Raw genomic sequence first — 18,457 nt, forward strand, 5'->3', positions numbered from 1 at the left:
CCGTTTCGGTTCCAGAAGAATATTGTCGCAATATGTCGCGGGTCATCCCGGATCGTGCGCGGAATGGAGATTCTGCGCTTGGCGTGGCGCCTTCGCTTCGGCAGAGAGGCGCCAAATCAAAACGAGGAGCCGCAGCGATGAGCGATACCGTCAGCGTACACCCCGTGCCCGAGAGCTGGGCGCGCACCGCTCGGGTGGATGCTGCGGGCTATGAGAAGCTCTACGGCATGAGCCTGGCCGATCCGGGCAGCTTCTGGCTGGAGCAGGCGCGCCGGCTCGACTGGATCAAGCGCCCCGAGATCGCCGGCGACTGGTCGTTCGACGAGGCCGATTTCCGGATCAACTGGTTCGCCGACGGCAAGCTCAACGTCGCCGCCAACTGCGTCGACCGCCACCTCGCCAAGCGCGGCGACACGATCGCGATCATCTGGGAACCGGACGCGCCGGACGAGGAGCCCAGGCGCTTCACCTATCGCCAGCTTCATGCCGAGGTCTGCCGCCTCGCCAATGTGCTCAAGGCGCAGGGCGTCAAGAAGGGCGACCGCGTCACCATCTACATGCCGATGATCCCCGAGGCGGCATTCGCGCTGCTCGCCTGCGCGCGGATCGGCGCGATCCATTCGGTGGTGTTCGGCGGCTTCTCGCCCGAAGCCCTGGCCGGCCGCATCACCGATTGCGACTCCTCGGTGGTCATCACCGCCGACGAGGGCCGGCGCGGCGGCAAGAAGGTACCGCTCAAGACCAATGTCGATGCGGCAGCAGCGCATGTCAGCTGCCTCGAGAAGGTCATCGTGGTGAAGGCCACGGGCGGCGACATCCCGATGCAGGAAGGCCGCGACCTCTGGTATCACGAGGCCGCCGCCGAGGTTCCCGCCGACTGCCCGATCGAGCCGATGGGCGCCGAGGACCCGCTGTTCATCCTCTACACCTCGGGATCGACCGGCAAGCCCAAGGGCGTGCTCCACTCCTCGGGCGGCTATCTGCTCTGGGCGAGCCTGACCCACGAGCTGGTGTTCGACTATCGCCCCGGCCAGATCTACTGGTGCGCGGCGGATATCGGCTGGGTCACGGGCCATAGCTATATCGTCTACGGGCCGCTGGCGAACGGCGGCACCACGCTGATGTATGAGGGCGTGCCCAACTGGCCGGACGCCAGCCGCATCTGGCAGGTGGTCGACCGCCACAAGGTCGAGATCCTCTACACCGCCCCCACCGCGCTGCGCGCGCTGATGAAGGAAGGCGACGGCTACGTCACCAGCACCTCGCGCAAGTCGTTGCGGCTGCTCGGCTCGGTCGGCGAGCCGATCAATCCCGAGGCCTGGCGCTGGTACTATGATGTCGTCGGCGAGGGGCGCTGCCCGATCGTCGACACCTGGTGGCAGACCGAGACCGGTGGCCAGATGATCACCCCGCTGCCCGGCGCCACCCCGCTCAAACCGGGCTCGGCGACCAAGCCCTTCCCCGGCGTCGATCCGCAGGTGGTCGATGCCGACGGCAATGTCCTGCACGGCGCGACCGAGGGCAATCTGGTCATCGCGCGCAGCTGGCCGGGCCAGATGCGCACTGTCTGGGGCGATCATGAGCGCTTCTTCCAGACCTATTTCAGCACCTATCGCGGCAAGTATTTCACCGGCGACGGCTGCCGCCGCGACGAGGACGGCTATTACTGGATCACCGGCCGGGTCGACGACGTGATCAACGTCTCGGGCCACCGCATGGGCACCGCCGAGGTGGAGAGCGCGCTGGTGCTGCACCCCAAGGTGGCCGAGGCCGCGGTGGTCGGCATGCCGCACGACATCAAGGGCCAGGGCATCTATGCCTATGTCACCCTCAACGCGAACTGCCAGGCCGACGACGCACTGCGCGCCGAGCTGATCAAATGGGTCCGCACCGAGATCGGCCCGATCGCCACCCCCGATGCGCTCCAGTTCGCGCCCGGCCTGCCCAAGACCCGCTCGGGCAAGATCATGCGCCGCATCCTGCGCAAGATCGCTGAGGGCGACGTCTCGTCGCTGGGCGATACCTCGACGCTCGCCGATCCGAGCGTGGTCGATGACCTGGTGAAGAACCGGGTGGGATGAACGAGGATCGCATCCAGATCCTCGAGGGGGACATCACCCGGCTCGAGGTGGATGCGATCGTCAATGCCGCGAACAACGCGCTGCTCGGCGGCGGTGGGGTGGACGGTGCGATCCACCGCGCCGCCGGGCCCGAGCTGCTGGCCGAGTGCCGCACGCTCGGCGGCTGCGCGACCGGCGACGCCAGGCTGACCAAAGGCTATCGCCTGCCGGCCGGCCACATCATCCACACCGTCGGCCCCGTCTGGCAGGGCGGCGGCAAGGGCGAGCCCGAACTGCTCGCCGGCTGCTATCGCCGCTGCTTCGAGATCGCCCGGGCCAATGGCTTCAAGACCCTCGCCTTTCCGGCGATCAGCTGCGGCGTCTATGGCTATCCGGTCGAGGCCGCGACCGGGATCGCGGTGGCCGAGACCCGCAGGGCGCTGGCCGAAGACCCCGATCTCCGGGTGATCTTCGCGACCTTCGGCGCCGAAATCACAGCCGCCTACAGACAAGAATTGTAACCCGAATCCCGTTGCGGGCGTTACTACCCGGCGTTACACTCGCCTAATACAGTCTTACGGGGGAATCCGCATAATGAAGATGAGCAACTGGGTGCGTCTGGCCGCCGGCGTGGCGCTGGTCGCCGTTTCGCCGGCGATCGCGCAGACCGCCAAGCCGGCGCCGCGCTATGGCAGCTTCGGCGTCGACCTGTCCGCGCAGAAGCCGAGCGTGAAGCCGGGCGACGATTTCTGGAGCTTCGCGAACGGCGGCTGGAACGACCGCACCGAGATCGCCGCCGACCGCGCCTCGGCCGGCTTCGGCACCCAGCTCTCGATCGAGGCGGAAGCGAATGTCCGCGCGATCCTCGACGACATGGCGAAGAACCCGTCGGCCTATGGCGCCAGCGGCAAGCAGGTCGGCGACTTCTATGCCAGCTGGATGGACGAGGCCGCGATCGAGAAGGCCGGCACCGCGCCGCTCAAGCCCTATCTCGCCAGGATCGCCGGGGTGAACAACCTCGACGCGCTGCAGGTGCTGTTCGCCACCACCGGCTATGCCTCGCCCGTCGAGCTCGGCATCATCCCCGACCTCGCCGACCCGACCCATTACACCGCGGTCACCGGCCAGGGCGGCCTGGGCATGCCGCGCGACTATTACCTGCTGGAAGGCGCCAAGTATGACGCGTTCCGCACCGCCTATCGCGCCTATGTCCAGAAGATCCAGGAACTGGCCGGCATCCCGGATGCCGCCGCCAAGGCCGATGCGATCATCGCGCTCGAGACCGCCATGGCCAAGGTCCAGTGGTCGCCGGCCGAGAGCCGCGACATCGCCAAGCTCAACGATCCGCAGACGCTGGCCGGGCTCAAGGCCAAGGCGCCGGACTTCAACTGGGCGCTGATGCTCAAGACCGCCGGGCTCGAGAGCTCGCCTTCGGTGCTGATGACGCAGAACACCGCCGTCACCGCGCTCGGCAAGCTGATGACCGCGACGCCGCTCGCCACCTGGAAGGACTATGTCGCCTATCGCTTCGTCAGCGATCATGCGCAGTTCCTGCCCAAGGTCTTCGACGACACCCGCTTCGGCTTCTATTCGCAGACCCTGTCGGGCGTGAAGGTGCAGCGCGAGCGCTGGAAGCGCGGCATCCAGCTGGTCAATGGCGCGCTCGGCGAAGCGGTCGGCGCGATCTATGTCGCCAAGTATTTCCCGCCGGCGGCCGAGAAGCAGATGGCCGAGCTGATCGAGAATCTGCGCGGCGCATACAAGGACCGCATCACCGCCTCGACCTGGATGGACGACGCCACCAAGCAGAAGGCGCTGGCCAAGCTCGCCGCCTTCGAGCCGCGCATCGGCCACCCGGACAAGTATATCGACTATTCGTCGTTCAAGGTCGTCCGTGGCGATCTGCTCGGCAATGCGATGCGCTCGGGCGAGTTCCAGCACGAGCTCGAACTGTCGCGCTTCGGCAAGCCGGTCGACCGCACCCTGTGGGACATGACCCCGCAGACGGTGAACGCCTATTACAACCCGCTGTCCAACCAGATCACCTTCCCGGCCGCGATCCTGCAGCCGCCCTTCTTCGATCCCAACGCCGATCCGGCGGTGAACTATGGCGCGATCGGCGCGATCATCGGCCATGAGATGGGCCATGGGTTCGACGACCAGGGCAGCCAGTTCGGCCCGACCGGCAAGTTCGAGAACTGGTGGACCGACAGCGCCAAGAAGGCGTTCGGCGAGCGCACCGCCGCGCTGGTCGCCCAGTATGACGGCTATGAAGCGGTCCCCGGCACCAAGATCCAGGGCAAGCTGACGCTCGGCGAGAATATCGGCGACCTTGGCGGCGTCGAGGCGGCGTACGGCGCGTTCCAGAAGTACCAGGCCGAGCATGGCAAGGCCCCGGTGATCGGCGGCCTGACCGGCGACCAGCGCTTCTTCCTGTCCTATGCCCAGGCCTGGCAGACCAAGCTGCGCGAGGACACCGCCCGCCAGTACGCGCTGATCGATCCGCACTCGCCGGCCAAGTTCCGCGTCAACGGCATCGTCCGCAATGTCGATGCCTGGTACAAGGCGTTCAACATCCAGCCGGGCGACGCGCTCTATCTCGCACCCGAGCAGCGCGTGCATATCTGGTAAGCCTTTCCAGCCTTACCGACACGAAGCGGCCCGGCAGCGATGCCGGGCCGTTTTCGTTTCCGGCATTGCCAGCCGGGCCCGGCAAGCGCCAAAGGGGCACATGACTCCACGCGAACTCATCGATACCGCGATCGTCCCCGGCGGGGGCGAGGCGCTGCGCCTGTTCCGGCGCGGCGGCGACTTCATGATCGTGCTCGATCGCAACGAGCTGATGTCGAGCCGGATGAGCGGTTCGGAGGAAGCGCTGGCGACGATGACCTGCGAGCGGCTGAAGACGAAGGCGCCGCATCTGCTGATCGGCGGATATGGCATGGGCTTCACCCTGCGCGCGGCCCAGCAGGTGCTGGGGCCGGACGCGAAACTGACCATCGCCGAGCTGGTGCCAGAGATCATCGAATGGGCGAAGGGCCCGATGGCCGAGCTGGCCGCGGGCTGCCTCGACGATCCCCGCGTCGAAGTGGTGCTCGACGATGTCGCCGCGGTGATCGGCCGGGCGCGCGCGACCTATGACGCGATCCTGCTCGACGTCGACAACGGCCCGGACGGGCTGACCCGCGATGCCAATGACCGGCTCTATTCGCCCCGCGGGCTGCAGAAGCAGTGGGAAGCGCTAAAGCCTGGCGGCGTGCTGGCGGTGTGGTCGGCCGCGCCCGACAACGCCTTTGCCCGGCGAATGAAGGAAACCGGCTTCCAGGTGGAGGAAGTCGGCGTGCGGGCACGCAGCAACGGCAAGGGTCCGCGGCACGTGATCTGGTTCGGGCGGAAAGGCTGATTGCACAAACTGCAATCCACACCCTGATTCATTGCAGTTGCAGAAAGCGCATGTCCGAACCATTTCCGTCTATGTTGCATTGCAGCAAGCAAATGCACGCAGAAGGGTTTTCCGATGTTCTCGCTTATCTCGCTCTTCCTCGCCGCACGTCGCCCGGTGATGTTTGCGGTGCCGGCACCGGTTGCCGCCGCCCCGGTTGAGGAAACGGTCGAGCTGCGCCTCGCCGCCTGATCCGGCGCCGCGCACGACCGAAAGAGGGGGAGCCGCCGCGCTCCCCTTTTTTATGCCTGCCGGCGGTGGGGTAGCCGCCCAACAAAAAGGCCGGCGCTTTCGCGGCCGGCCTTTCCGTCATCTGCAATGCGGCATCGCTTACTTCACGCCGTGCATCCAGTATTTCAGCGGCCAGCTCAGCAGCAGGAGCAGCACGCCGAGGATGATCGCGGCGATCGAGATCGTCGTGAACACCTTTACATAGACATCGAGGCTGACCTTGAGATTGGTCACCTGGCCACCGACCGTATCGACGCTGGCGAACTGCGCGATCACACCGGCGACATACTGCGCCACCGAGATCGACAGGAACCACACGCCCATCATCAGGCCGACGATGCGCGCGATCGAGAGCTTGGTGATCATCGACAGGCCCACCGGCGAGATGCACAGCTCGGCCGCCGAGTGGATGAAGTAGAGGCCGGCCAGCCACCAGATGCTCACCTTGAAGCCGGCATCGGCATAGGCCGCGCCCCAGACCAGCAGCAGGAAGCCCGCCGCCACGCCGATCAGCGCGATGCCGAACTTGACCGGGATCGACGGCTCGAGCCCGCGCTTGGCCAGCGCGCCCCACATGATCGACATGAACGGCGCGAGCAGCACGATGAAGGCGGCGTTGAAGAACTGGGTCTGGCCGGCGGTGATCGTGAACAGGCCGAAGACCGAGAGGTCGGTGTTGCGATCGGCGAACAGGGTGAGCGACGAGCCCGCCTGCTCGAACAGCGTCCAGAACACGACGTTGAAGACGATCAGCACCATCGCGGCGAGCATCATCTGGAACTCGGTCCTGCTGCCGGCGACGAACGACCAGATCAGGATCGCCGGCACGCCGAGCAGGAACGAGCCGAACAGCAGCTTGCCCATCAGCGGCAGCGAGGCGACATAGCCGAGGAAGCCCGAGCCTTCGGCCGGCGCGGCCGAGTGCATCAGGTTGACATAGAGCAGGTAGAAGAGCGGCACGACGCATAGTGCGGCCGCATAGATGATCCACTGCTGCGAGTTCACCTTGGGCCCGGCCGGGGGCTCGCCATAGCCGTTGAGCTTGCCGCCGTTGAACTGGATCAGCGCCCAGGAGATCATCATGCCGATCGCGGCGAGGCCGAAGCCCCAGCTCCAGCCATAGGCGACGGCCAGCCAGGGGCAGAGGATCTGCGAGAAGAGCGAGCCGGTGTTGATGCCCATGTAGAAGATGGTGAAGCCGCTGTCGCGGCGGCGGTCGCCCTGTTCGTAGAGCTCGCCGACCATGGTTGAGATGTTCGGCTTGAAGAAGCCGTTGCCCACCGAGACCATCGACAGCGCGATGAGCAGCACCATCACATAGAGCGGGCTGCGGTCCGCGTTCGACTCGAACTTGCCCTTCTCGACCTTGCGCTCGACGGCGCCGGCATTGAGCAGGTCGACGCTGCCGTCGTCATTGCCCTTGATCTCGAGCTTCTTGCTGCCATCGACGACATAGCGGACTTCCTTGTCCGCCTGCTTCTCGATCGACACTTCGTAGCGCTGGCCGTCGATCGTCGCATAGGGCGTCGCGGTCGGGCCGCCGAAGCAGAGGATGGCATAGCCGAGCGACATGATGATCGCGCCGAACTTCACTGCGCGCTTCGAGCCGAGATACTGGTCCGCCAGATAGCCGCCGACCAGCGGAGTAAGGTAGACCAGGGCGGTGAACCCGCCATAGATGCCCGTCGCCTCGCGGTCGCCGAACATGAAATGCTGCGTCAGGTAGAGCGTGAGCAGCGCGCGCATGCCGTAATAGCCGAAGCGTTCCCACATCTCGGTGGTGAACAGGCGCGCCAGCTGACGGGGATGCCCGAACCACGTCGCTTCCTTCGCAGGATTGACGTGGGTGATGTCCGGCTCTGCCGGACTATCGGCGGTTGGAGTGTCTACCATGCGGTGTAATGCCCTTTGAAATCGGTTCCGGGTCTGGAGCCCGGCGCATGGGCGGCCAAACTAGACGGAATGAAGCTGCTGTAAAGCATGCGCGATTCTGCGCGGCATGGCGCCCCGACCCGTCATCCGGCGAAAGCCGGAGCGGCGAAGCAAGCGGGAAAGACGATCCGATCAGCCGGGGATCGCTTTCGATCGGTCGCCAGCTTGGCGGGGCGGCCCTCGCACCCTAGATGCCCGGCATGACCTTCAACGACACCACTTCCCCGCTCGCGCTGCTCCGCACCCGCCGCTCCGGCAAGCCGCGCGATCTGGGCGCACCCGGCCCCAGCCCCGAGCAGCTCGACGAAATGATCGCGGTCGCCGCGCGCACGCCCGACCATGGCAAGCTCTTCCCCTGGCGCTTCGTCGTGGTGCCGGACGAGGCGCGCGTCGCGCTGGGCGAGAAGCTTGCCGCGATATTGCGCAGCGAGAAGGAAGGCTGCACCGAGCGCGACGAGGAAGCGGCGATCCAGTTCGCCACCCAGGCCCCCGCGCTGGTGGTGGTGCTTTCCGCCCCCGTGGTGCCGCACAAGATTCCCGTGTGGGAGCAGGAGCTCTCCGCCGGCGCCGCCTGCATGAACCTGCTCCATGCCGCGCATGCCATGGGCTTTGCCGGCGGCTGGCTGACCGGCTGGGCCGCCTATTCGGACGCGGTGCGCGACCTGTTCGGCGGCGAAGGCCAGAAGATCGCCGGATTCGTCTTCATCGGAACTCCGGAACGGCCGCTGGAGGAGCGCCCCCGCCCCGAATTGTCCGAAATCGCACATAGGTGGAATCCCGGGTATGGACCTGGCGCCTAATTGGTGTATTATAGCACCATGACAGCGCTAGAGCACGAGGACAGCCCGGTCTACCTCAAGCTGCGCGCCAGCATCGCCGCGGCGATCCTGCGCGGGCAATACCGGGCAGGGGATCAGCTTCCGTCGGTGCGCGCGCTTGCCGCCGAACATGGCGCCAATCCGCTGACGGTGGCCAAGGCCTATCAGAGCTTCCAGGACGATGGCTATGTCGAGGTCCGTCGCGGCGTCGGCATGTTCGTGCTGCCGGGCGCGGTGGAAAAGCTGCGCATCGCCGAGCGCGAGCGCTTCCTCACCGGCTATTGGCCGCGCGTGAAGGAGCATATCGCCCTGCTCGGCCTCGACGTGCACGAACTGCTCGACCGCGAAACCGCCTGAACCCGGCAATGACGCGCTGGCCCGGCGCGGCGGCGCTGCTGTTTCTCGCCGCGCTTTCCTGGCTGTGCCTCGGCGCGCATGAGCTGATCCACCATGCGACCGGCCGCATCCTCTGCGGCGCCTGGGGCGGCATGACGCTTTCAACCTTCGTATTGCCCGACAATTGCCTGGCCTCCGCCGCCTGGATCGCCGCACTGGTCGGCCCGGCGCTGAGCTGGGCGCTGATCTATGCCGGCGTCGCGCTGCGCGGGCCGATCGGCCTGTTCCTGATCTTCGCCAATCTGCCGCTCGCGCGGATCGTCACCGTGGCGAGCGGCGGCGGCGACGAACGGATCATCGGCCGGGCGCTGTTCGGCGAGACGTTGGGCTATCCGGCGATGCTGGCGATCACGCTGGCGCTGGCCGCGCCGCCGCTGATCCATGCCTGGCGCCGGCTCCCGCCGCGCCACCATATCCTCGGCTTCGTCGCCCTGCTGGTGCTGCCGCTGCTGTGGGACCTTTTCTTCAAGCGCATGCTGTTCGGCGCATTGCTGCCCGCCGAACCGGCATGGGGCGGCGTGCCGGTGGCGATCCTCGCCAGCCACGCGATCGCGCTCCTGCTGCTTGCGCTGAGCTGGCGCAGCACCCGAGTGGAGTAACCCATGCTGATCATCACCGGCACTTTCCGCCTGCCTCCCGCCAATCTCGACGCCGCGCGCCCGGTAATGGCGGCGATGGTGGAGGGCAGCCGCGCCGAAGCGGGATGCGTCCACTACAGCTATGGCGAGGATGTGCTCGATCCCGGGCTGGTCCACGTCACCGAGCAATGGGCGGACCGCGCCACGCTGGAGGCGCATTGGGCGAGCCCGCATATCCAGGCCTGGCGCGCCGCCTGGCCGGAACTCGGTATCGGCGAACGCGACCTGACTTTGTTCGAGACCGACGCCGGCGCGCCCTGCTAGGTTCCTCCCGCATGGCCAAGGCTGACCAGATCCCCGTCCGCTTCCGGATCGTCATCGAGCAGCCGGTGGCCGGCGTGCGGCACAGCCTGCAGGCGAAGGACGACCTGCCGCTCGATCCGAAGACGTCCCTGGCGGGCGAGGCGCTGCATTTCGACTTCCCCGTGCGCTTCGAGCCCGGCCCCAAATTCTTCGGCGACCAGGTGCGTCGTGAAGGACCGGAACGGCGCTTCGTCTATATCCGTGTCGGCCAAGCCGCGGGCGACCATGGCTCGCCCTGGTCGCGCCGGATGAAGATCGACATCCATGATATCGAGCCGGCGCTGCTGGAGCAGGCGGCGCGCGGCGGCGTCCTCGAGATCATCGTCAACGGCACCGGCAAGGACGGCACCCCGGCCTGCGCCACGGTGCGTGCGACCGGACGGCGCGTCGTCCCGGCCTAGATCCAGCTTCCCAGCGTCTCCGCCACGGCGCGCAACACCTTCGGTTTCATCTGGACGAAGAGATGGCTGCTGCGCACCTCGATCGCGCGGCAGGCGGCGCCTTCGCCTTCGCGGCAGATCAGCCCGTTCACGAACCCGTCGCTGCGGCTCCAGATCGCGGCGGAGGGCATGGGCAGCGGCCGCGCCGCTTCCTGGAGCCGCCCGACGACGACGGGATCGGTGATCTTCTCGCCGGTGAACAGCTGGAAGGGGCGCCAGACATTGGTGGCGCTGGGCAGGCCGGCAAAGGGCGAACTGATCGTCAGCACCGCGCGCACCAGCTCGGGATGGCGATGCGCGACGATGCGGCTCATCACCCCGCCCAGCGACACACCGACCAGCGTGACCTTCTGCCCGGTCTCGCGCTGGATCTCCTCGACTCGCGCGATCAGCCGCTCGCATTCGGGGCCGACGGTGCGCACGCCGAAATTGCGGCCGAGCTTCCAGGGATAGGGGCGGTAGCCGAGCCGGCGCAGCATCGCGCGCAGCACGAAGTTCGAGCGATCGGTGTTGCACAGGCCGGGCGAGACCAGCACCGGGCGGCCGTCGCCCCGAGGAAGCCCGGCGAGGCGGAAACCCACGAGTTCGGCGATGTTGAGCGCGGCGCGCGCCGGCTCGATCGCGAGCGTTAGCCTGGGCGGCGGATCGGCGGCGGTCCTCGGTATCATAGCCACAGCATCACCCCCCAGGGCAGCGGCGTCCAGACCCCCATGCGCACCCCTGCCTTGCGCAGGCCCCGCCCGGTCCACGCGTTGCAGGTGTTGATCGCGCTATAGCCGCCCTCGGCGCTGTAGAAGGCGTCGCGCCCGCCATAGCCGCGCACCACCGGCCCGGCCGCGAAGGTGCCGCGGACATATTCCACCAGCCGGCGATATTCCTCGCGGCTCAGCACCAGCGCGCGGACCGATCCGCCGGCACGCGGCTCGGGGATATGCGCGACATGGAGCACGGTCGATCCGACCCCGGCCAGCGCCTTGGCGGTGCGCCACAGGTTGAGGTCGCTCCACTGGGCGGTGTGCAGGTAGAAATCGCGATTGCCCCAACCAAACGCCATGTACGGCTCGGCGCCGTAGCGCGGATCGGCGAGATGCTCGGGCCTGGCGACATCGCGGAAGGCGGCGGCGGGCAGGATCAGATCGGTATGCGCGCCATTGTCGGCGACATAGATGCGGACGCCCGTGGTCACCGGCTCGCGCCCGCCATTCACCGCCAGTCCGGCGCCGAGTCCGGCGGCCGAGAGATAGAGCACGACCACCAGCACCAGTGCTCCCGCCAGCCGCAGCAATATCCGCAACATCGCCCTCCCCATTTCACGTCCGCCCCGCACCATGCTATGTCAGATCCATGGCGCAAGACACGCATGTACTCGACCGTCCGCCCGAAGGCGCGTCGGCAGACTGGACGATCCCGCAGAACTGGCAGGCCTATACGGCCGAGGAACACGCGACCTGGGACAAGCTCTATGAGCGCCAGGCGAAACTGCTGCCCGGCCGCGCGAGCCAGGCCTATCTCAACGGCCTCGACGCGCTGCGCCTGTCCGAATCGGGCATCCCGAATTTCGAGGAGCTGTCCGAGCGGCTGATGAAGCTGACCGGCTGGCAGGTGGTGGCGGTGCCGGGCCTGGTGCCCGACAATGTGTTCTTCGACCACATGGCCAATCGCCGCTTCGTCGCCGGCAATTTCATCCGCCGGCCCGACCAGCTCGACTATATCCAGGAGCCGGACGTCTTCCACGATGTCTTCGGCCATGTGCCGATGCTCGCCGATCCGGTGTTCGCCGATTATCTCGAGGCCTATGGCCGCGGCGGCAACCGCGCGCTCGAGCTGGGCGCGTTGAAGCAGCTCGGCCGTCTCTACTGGTATACGGTGGAGTTCGGGCTGATCCGCGAGGACGATGACCTGCGCATCTACGGCGCCGGCATCGTCTCTTCCTCGGCCGAAAGCGTCTTCTCGCTGGAGAGCGGCAGCCCCAACCGCATCGGCTTCGACATGAAGCGGGTGATGCAGACCGATTACCGGATCGACGATTTCCAGCAGAATTACTTCGTCATTCCCAGCTTCGGCGAGCTGCTGCGCCAGACGGTCGAGACCGATTTCGCGCCGCTCTATGACGAGATCGTCGGCAAGCCGGACATTCCGATCGCGGAGATCCTGCCGGGGGATGATGTCATCACCCGCGGCACGCAGGAATATGCGAAGGGCAAGGCTGCCTGATGGTCGGTTTCCTCAGGAAGCTGTTCGGCGGCGGCAAGCCGGCGCCGGAAGCGGAGACGCTGCCCGAGCCGGACCTGACCCTCGCCCGGGCCGAGGAAGAGCTGAAGCTCAAGACCGAGTTCGCGATGGCGACCTGGGGTCTGGGCGAGGGCGGCACCTGGGAAGCCGATCTCGATGCCGGCACGATCAGCTTCACCAACGACAAGGGCTGGGAGATCACCGCGCCGGTGCAGGTGATCGGCACGTTCAACACGCTCGACGGCAGCTGGCTATGGGGCTGGGATCACCCGTCGGTACCCGAGTCGGCTTCGCATGATGCGCGGCGCGTGCTGGAATTCGGCGAGCGCTATGGGCTGGCGGCGCTGACCACGCGCAAGATCCAGACCGACGAGACCGATGCCTGGACCTTCACCGCGCTGGCCTGCCATCTCGCCGGCGCGCAGGGCGGCTATCGCGGGCCGGCGGGCAGCACGCATGTGTTCATGACCTATGGGACGGTCTCGATCCGCAAGCCGGACGGGACTGACGCAGGATAACCGTTCCCCGGCGAAAGCCGGGGCCCAGGGTCACAAGCGGTTCGGCAGAGAAACCCTGGGCCCCGGCGGACGCCGGGGAGCCGGAAGGCATGCCGGTGAGCTGGCGTACTACCAGCTGCCGAAACCCGGCGCCTCGCCCTTGCCGCGGCTGAGGCGGGTCACGCGTTCGGTGCCGTACCGCACGCGCTTGGTGAGCGTCAGCGTCGGCCAGTCGCCGCGATCGGTGCGGTTGACCAGGCGAAGCCCCTGGCGGCGATAGGCCTGGGCGACCGTCTCGGCCTGGGTCCCCAGCAGCCCCGCCAGGATCAGCGTGCCGCCCTCGGCCAGCACCGCGCCCAGGCTCGGCGCCAGCTCGACCAGCGGGCCGGCGAGGATATTGGCGATGACGAGGTCATAGGGTGCCCGGCCGAGCAGCAGCGGATGCTCGACGCCGGCGGCGGCTGCGAGCGCCAGTGCGCCCTGCCCGCCGCCGAGCGGCACGCGGTTGATATCGGCGTTCTCGGCCGTGACCTCGACTGCGCGCGGATCGATGTCCGATGCGGTGGCATAGGCGCGCGGCCAGAGATGCAGCGCAGCGAAGGCGAGCAGCCCGGTGCCGGTGCCGACGTCGAGGACATTCTCGAAGCGCTTGCCCTCGGCCTTGAGCCGGTCGAGTGCGATCAGGCAGCCCGAGGTGGTCTCGTGGGTACCCGTGCCGAAGGCGAGGCCGGCATCGATGCGAAACGCCTTGGCCCCGGCCGGCACCTTGCCCTTGTTGGTGGCGGTGTGGACATAGAAACGGCCAGCCTGGACCGGCTCGATCCCCGCCTGGCTGAGCGTTACCCAATCGGCGTCGCGGATCTTCTCGGCGACGGCCTTCACGCCCTTGGAACTGGGCGCCAGCGCCTGCACCGCGGCGAGCGCGGCGCTGTTCGGCTTGGAGTCGAAATAGGCCTCGAGCTGCCAGGCGAGCGGATCGTCGGCGATCACTTCGCTGGTGAGCAGAACCGGCGACGGCTCGATCTGGAACACCACCTCGTCATCGGCATCGATCGCCTCAGCCTCGGCACGGGTGCAGGGCAGGATGAGCTTCCAGCTCGACATCAATCAATCTCCACAGGGCGCGCGACGACCACCTTGAGGGCGGGAATCTCGATCGCGCGATATTGCAACTTGCGGCCCTGGCGCATCAGCAATGCGACGCGCGTCGGGCTCTGCATCCAGATCTTGTCGACCCCGTCCAGCCCGGTGAGCAGGAAGGCCTGGCGCCCGGTGGCGAGATCGCCGACCAACACATCCTCCTTGCCGCCCTGCGCGCGGACGCGGAACAGATAGTAAGCGAAGGGCGGCTCGGGCTTCTGCTGCGCCGCGTCACCGCCTGAGGCCCCGGCAAGATACTGGCGCTCAAGGATCCGCCGGCTGTTGTCGGGCAGGACCTTCCGGCTCGCGCCGCTGGCCTTGTCGAGCAGGATAACGTTGCGATCGTCCGCGGGTTCGCCGGCCGAATAGCTCCCGCCACCCCGTCCGATCGAACGCTCGGTCGCGATCACGATCTCGGTGAGATTGATACCGCGCAGCGGCGTGACTTCGGAGACCGCGAAGACCTCATTGGCGACCTTGGCCTCGACCTGCGCTGGCGCTTCCCGGTGGTGGGGGCCATCGTAGAACATCACCACGGCCATCACGATCGCCAGCAGCCCGACGATCGCCCCGATCATCGCCAGCGCACCGATCACCAGCGCCCCCATCTGGCCGCCGAACGAGGGACGCCACGGCTTGGGGGCTTCGACCGGCGGGCTATCGGACATAGCTGGCTCCGTTGATGTCGAGCACCGCCCCGGTCATCGAGGGCGGCGCATTGAGGGCACAGAAGCGGGCGAGCACCGCCACTTCGTCAGTATCCGCCACCCGGCCGAGCGGGATGTCGGCGAGCAGCTTCTCGCCACCGCGGCTGGCGAGATACTCGTCGGCCATGCCGGTCATGGTGAAGCCCGGGCAGATCGCGAAGGCGAGGATGCCCTGGCGCGCATAGCCGCGCGCGATGCTCTTGGTCATGCCGACCATGCCCGCCTTGGACGCGGCATAGTGCCAGTGCGCCGGGCTGTCGCCGCGATAGGCCGCGCGGCTCGCCATGTTGACGATGCGGCCGGGGCGGCCCTCGGCCTGCCAGTGGCAGATGGCGAGGCGGCAGAGCTCGGCGGAGGCGGTGAGGTTCACCCGCATCGTCCGCTCCCAGTTCGCCACCCAGTCGTCATGGTCGATGTCGAGCGGATTGCTCTCGAACACGCCGGCATTGTTGATGACCACGTCGATCCGGCCGTCCAGCGCATCGAGCGCCTTGCTCCACAGCGCCTTGGGCGCGGAAGGATCGGCGAAATCGGCGGGCATCCCGCTTCGCGTGCCCTGGCCGATCAGGCGGACATTATCGTTCTTGAAGCTCTCGGCGATCGCGGCGCCGATGCCGCGGCTCGCGCCGGTGAGGAGGATATGGGTGGCCATGCGCCTGCGTAGCGCTTCCCCCTGTCCCCGTCATCCCCGCGAAGGCGGAGGTCCAGAGTAGCAAGTGCTGTCCTGCTTGCCCCTGGATCCCTGCCTTCACGGGAATGACGAAGTTCTAGGCCGCCACGCTGCTCGAGAAGCTCTCCGCGGCGGTGCGCAGCTTGTGGAGGCGATCGTCGACTTCGGCGACGTCCTTCTGGAGCGTATCGATCTCGTGCGTCACCGACTTGGTATCCTCGCGGATCGCACCGATCGTGGCGGACATCGAGTCGGCGGCAAGCGCGGTCTCGTCGACCGCCGCGGTGATCGCGGTCACCGTCTGCGCCTGGACTTCCATCGCGCCGCGGATGCGGTTGGCACTTGCCTGGACTTCGCTGACCGTCGAGCGGATCGAGGCGTTGGTCTCGACCGTGCTCTTCGTCGCCGACTGGATCGCCGCGATCTTGGCGGCGATGTCGTCGGTGGCGCGGGCGGTCTGGTTGGCGAGGCTCTTCACTTCCTGCGCGACCACCGCGAAGCCGCGGCCGGCGTCGCCGGCGCGCGCCGCCTCGATCGTGGCGTTGAGCGCGAGCAGGTTGGTCTGGCCGGCAATGTCGCGGATCAGGCCGAGGATCGACTCGATCGACTTGGCGTGATCGCTGAGCGCTTCGCTCATGCCGACCGCATCGGTCGCCTGGCTGGAGGCGCGCGTGGCGATACCGGCAGCAGCCTCGACTTCCATGCGCGCGTCCTCGATCGCACGGATCAGGCCCGCGGCGGTCTGCGCCGCCTCGCGCATCGCCACCGCCGACTGCTCGGCCGCCGCGGCGACTTCGCTCGCCTTGCCCAGCATCCCGCGCGCCGAGCCCGAGGCGCCCTGCGCTTGCACCCGGATGCGGTTGGCGAGGCCGGTGGCCCCTTCGATCGACTCGGCGATGCTCGCCTTGAACTTCTGTGACCGGTCGCGGCGCGCCTGGTCGGCATAGAGCGCATCGCGCGCACCGAGATGACCGGCCATCAGGTCGGCCTCGGCCATCGCCATGCGCTGGACGATGTCGCAGAGACGCCCCAGCTTCTCGGCATCGCCGGGCAGCGCCTCGCGCAGCGCGCGCATCGTCGCGCTATGGGCATAGGAGAATGCCGCCACCACCGCCGGCAGCGGGATGCCCGCCGCATAGGTCTGGGTGGCATAGGCGCACACCATCTCGACCCATTCCTCGCTGAACGGCTTCTCGAACTTCACCGTGCCATAGCGCGTGCCGTTGGCGACCTGCGCTTCGTAGAGCGCGGGATCGTCGAACACTTCGCGCATCGCCTGGCTCGCCGGCATCGCCTTGAAATGGACCCAGAAGCCCTCGGCGATCTCGCGCTGGCGATGACCGATCAGCGTGACGATCTCGCGGCAGCCCGCTTCGATCGCACCATCCCAGTCATATTCGCGGCGATGGTCCTCCACCGTCCGCGTGCCGCCGCTCCAGCGGCCGGGTTCGCGTGCAACTACCATCATGTCCTCCCCCTCAGGCCGCGACCTTGGCGATGAAATCGCTGGCGCTGCCCTTCAGGCTGCCGAGCTGCCCCTCGAGCGCGGCAAAGCCCTGGCCGACCCGGTCGATCTCGCTCGCCACGGCCTCGGTATCCTCACGGATCGCACCGATCGTGGCGGACATCGAGTCGGCCGCGAGCGCGGTCTCGTCGACCGCAGCGGTGATCGCGGTCACCGTCTGCGCCTGGACTTCCATCGCGACGCGGATGCGGTTCGCGCTTTCCTGCACCTCGGTCACCGTCGAGCGGATCGAGGCATTGGTCTCGACCGTGCTCTTCGTCGCCGACTGGATCGCCGCGATCTTGGCGGCGATGTCGTCGGTGGCGCGGGCGGTCTGGTTGGCGAGGCTCTTCACTTCCTGCGCGACCACCGCGAAGCCGCGGCCGGCGTCACCCGCGCGGGCCGCCTCGATCGTCGCATTGAGCGCGAGCAGGTTGGTCTGGCCGGCAATGTCGCGGATCAGGCCGAGGATCGATTCGATCGACTTGGCGTGATCGCTCAGCGCTTCGCTCATGCCGACCGCATCGGTCGCCTGGCTCGAAGCGCGCGTGGCGATACCCGCCGCCGCTTCGACTTCCATGCGCGCGTCTTCGATCGCGCGGATCAGGCCCGCGGCGGTCTGCGCCGCTTCGCGCATCGCCACCGCCGACTGCTCGGCAGCCGCAGCGACTTCGCTCGCCTTGCCCAGCATCCCGCGCGCCGAAGCCGAGGTGTGGCTGGCCTGGACGCGGAGCTGCTCGCCTTCGCGCGAGGCGCGCTGGACGGTGCCGCCGATCGAATCGCGGAAATCCTCGGCGAGCCGGTCGCGCGCCGCCTGGGCGCTGTGCTCGCGGTACATGTTGTAGATCTCGACCGTGATGTCGCCCTCGAGCGCCGAGAGGCGCATCAGCGTGTCGATCAGCCCCGCGAGTCGCGCATTTTCGGCGCCGACACGGCGGATCAGGATCTCGAGCGCCGCCCGGTCGCTCGCGCTGATCATCGAAAGCAGCGCCATCGGCGGCACATTTGCGGCATAGGCAGCGGCGACCGAACGCTCGATCGACTCGATCCAGGCCCGGCCCTCGGGATCGAGGAAGCGGTTCTTGAGGAAGACCACGCCGACATCGATCATCTTCTGCGTGTCGTCGGGCGCCCAGTTGCGCTCATCGGCGAAGCAGCGCAGCCACTGATGCCAATAGGCCTCGGAAACCGCGCGGATCTCGGGCTCCAGCGCTTCCCAGGCGGCGCGGCCGGAAGCGGCGAGCGATCCTTCGATGTCGAAGATTCGCAGGCGCGCACGCACGTCGATGCGGGCAGCCACGGTGCCCGGCATGGGCAGGTCTTCGGACGAAACGGCGTTGGTCACGGAACAGTCCCCTGTGCGGCCGCGGGACGATCGGCCACTTGCTCCGCGATATGCGGGCGAACTGGTTAAGACCGGGTTAGTCAAGGCTCGATGTTGCGCATG

At 67.5% G+C, this 18,457-nt stretch carries 19 protein-coding genes; 11 read left to right on the top strand and 8 right to left on the bottom strand.

Going from position 1 to position 18,457, the window contains the following annotated elements; genetic code table 11:
- Positions 1-137: 137 nt before the first annotated feature.
- The 4 genes from acs (at position 138) to HNP52_RS02225 (ending at position 5,463) form a co-directional block, all read left to right on the top strand.
- Positions 138-2,081 (top strand): acetate--CoA ligase, encoded by a 1,944-nt coding sequence (gene acs, locus HNP52_RS02210; protein ID WP_184161863.1) that lies wholly within the window; start codon positions 138-140, stop codon positions 2,079-2,081.
- A complete protein-coding gene (locus HNP52_RS02215; RefSeq protein ID WP_184161866.1) occupies positions 2,078-2,581 on the top strand; it encodes an O-acetyl-ADP-ribose deacetylase in 504 nt (167 codons plus the stop codon). The genes acs and HNP52_RS02215 overlap by 4 nt, the downstream gene beginning before the upstream one ends.
- A 73-nt stretch (positions 2,582-2,654) precedes the next feature.
- A complete protein-coding gene (locus HNP52_RS02220; protein ID WP_184161869.1) occupies positions 2,655-4,691 on the top strand; it encodes a M13 family metallopeptidase in 2,037 nt (678 codons plus the stop codon).
- A 100-nt stretch (positions 4,692-4,791) separates the two neighbouring features.
- Entirely contained in the window at positions 4,792-5,463 is a 672-nt protein-coding gene (locus tag HNP52_RS02225) for a spermidine synthase (protein WP_184161873.1), read from the top strand.
- A 369-nt stretch (positions 5,464-5,832) separates the two neighbouring features.
- Here HNP52_RS02225 and HNP52_RS02230 read toward each other — a convergent pair whose 3' ends face one another.
- A complete protein-coding gene (locus HNP52_RS02230; protein ID WP_184161876.1) occupies positions 5,833-7,626 on the bottom strand; it encodes a peptide MFS transporter in 1,794 nt (597 codons plus the stop codon).
- Between the two features lie 239 nt (positions 7,627-7,865).
- Between HNP52_RS02230 and HNP52_RS02235 the strand changes: the two genes are divergently transcribed.
- Genes HNP52_RS02235 through HNP52_RS02255 form a run of 5 tightly spaced genes read left to right on the top strand, consistent with a single transcriptional unit; the run spans position 7,866 to position 10,221 of the window.
- Positions 7,866-8,465, top strand: a complete 600-nt coding sequence (locus HNP52_RS02235) for a nitroreductase (protein ID WP_184161878.1) — start codon at positions 7,866-7,868, stop codon at positions 8,463-8,465.
- A gap of 18 nt (positions 8,466-8,483) precedes the next feature.
- The gene (locus HNP52_RS02240) at positions 8,484-8,840 is read left to right on the top strand and encodes a GntR family transcriptional regulator (RefSeq protein ID WP_116840148.1); all 357 of its coding nucleotides are present in this window, start codon (positions 8,484-8,486) and stop codon (positions 8,838-8,840) included.
- Between the two features lie 8 nt (positions 8,841-8,848).
- Entirely contained in the window at positions 8,849-9,478 is a 630-nt protein-coding gene (locus HNP52_RS02245) for a hypothetical protein (RefSeq protein ID WP_184161881.1), read from the top strand.
- A gap of 3 nt (positions 9,479-9,481) precedes the next feature.
- Positions 9,482-9,781: a putative quinol monooxygenase gene (locus HNP52_RS02250; RefSeq protein ID WP_184161884.1), complete on the top strand. Its 300-nt coding sequence runs from the start codon at positions 9,482-9,484 to the stop codon at positions 9,779-9,781.
- Positions 9,782-9,792: 11 nt separating this feature from the next.
- Positions 9,793-10,221 carry a DUF5990 family protein gene (locus HNP52_RS02255; protein WP_184161886.1) on the top strand — a complete coding sequence of 143 codons (429 nt, stop codon included), beginning with the start codon at positions 9,793-9,795 and terminating at the stop codon, positions 10,219-10,221.
- Here HNP52_RS02255 and HNP52_RS02260 read toward each other — a convergent pair.
- A complete protein-coding gene (locus tag HNP52_RS02260) occupies positions 10,218-10,928 on the bottom strand; it encodes a triacylglycerol lipase (RefSeq protein ID WP_184161889.1) in 711 nt (236 codons plus the stop codon). The two genes, HNP52_RS02255 and HNP52_RS02260, sit on opposite strands and share 4 nt — an antisense overlap.
- On the bottom strand, positions 10,925-11,557 hold the full coding sequence (locus HNP52_RS02265; protein WP_184161892.1) for a TIGR02117 family protein: 633 nt from the start codon (positions 11,555-11,557) through the stop codon (positions 10,925-10,927). Before HNP52_RS02265 ends, HNP52_RS02260 begins: the two co-directional genes overlap by 4 nt.
- 47 nt (positions 11,558-11,604) lie before the next feature.
- Here HNP52_RS02265 and phhA point away from each other — a divergent pair, with 47 nt between their 5' ends.
- Together phhA and HNP52_RS02275 are read left to right on the top strand one after the other, a co-directional pair.
- The gene (phhA, locus tag HNP52_RS02270) at positions 11,605-12,474 is read left to right on the top strand and encodes a phenylalanine 4-monooxygenase (protein WP_184161895.1); all 870 of its coding nucleotides are present in this window, start codon (positions 11,605-11,607) and stop codon (positions 12,472-12,474) included.
- Positions 12,474-13,010, top strand: coding sequence for a DUF6882 domain-containing protein (locus HNP52_RS02275; RefSeq protein WP_184161899.1), 537 nt, complete (start codon positions 12,474-12,476; stop codon positions 13,008-13,010). The genes phhA and HNP52_RS02275 overlap by 1 nt, the downstream gene beginning before the upstream one ends.
- 108 nt (positions 13,011-13,118) lie before the next feature.
- On the opposite strand, the gene HNP52_RS02280 is transcribed toward HNP52_RS02275, so the two are convergent.
- From HNP52_RS02280 to HNP52_RS02300, 5 genes are all read right to left on the bottom strand, one after another.
- Entirely contained in the window at positions 13,119-14,093 is a 975-nt protein-coding gene (locus tag HNP52_RS02280) for a 50S ribosomal protein L11 methyltransferase (protein WP_184161902.1), read from the bottom strand.
- Complete coding sequence (locus HNP52_RS02285; protein WP_184161905.1) at positions 14,093-14,797, bottom strand: hypothetical protein; 705 nt, start codon at positions 14,795-14,797, stop codon at positions 14,093-14,095. The genes HNP52_RS02280 and HNP52_RS02285 overlap by 1 nt, the downstream gene beginning before the upstream one ends.
- Complete coding sequence (locus tag HNP52_RS02290; RefSeq protein ID WP_184161908.1) at positions 14,787-15,488, bottom strand: SDR family NAD(P)-dependent oxidoreductase; 702 nt, start codon at positions 15,486-15,488, stop codon at positions 14,787-14,789. The genes HNP52_RS02285 and HNP52_RS02290 overlap by 11 nt, the downstream gene beginning before the upstream one ends.
- A 115-nt stretch (positions 15,489-15,603) precedes the next feature.
- A complete protein-coding gene (locus HNP52_RS02295; protein WP_260395864.1) occupies positions 15,604-16,974 on the bottom strand; it encodes a methyl-accepting chemotaxis protein in 1,371 nt (456 codons plus the stop codon).
- 10 nt (positions 16,975-16,984) lie between these two features.
- Positions 16,985-18,328, bottom strand: coding sequence for a methyl-accepting chemotaxis protein (locus tag HNP52_RS02300; RefSeq protein WP_260395968.1), 1,344 nt, complete (start codon positions 18,326-18,328; stop codon positions 16,985-16,987).
- Positions 18,329-18,457: the final 129 nt, after the last annotated feature.

The organism is Sphingomonas kyeonggiensis (assembly GCF_014204495.1).
Classification (GTDB): domain Bacteria; phylum Pseudomonadota; class Alphaproteobacteria; order Sphingomonadales; family Sphingomonadaceae; genus Sphingomonas; species Sphingomonas kyeonggiensis_A.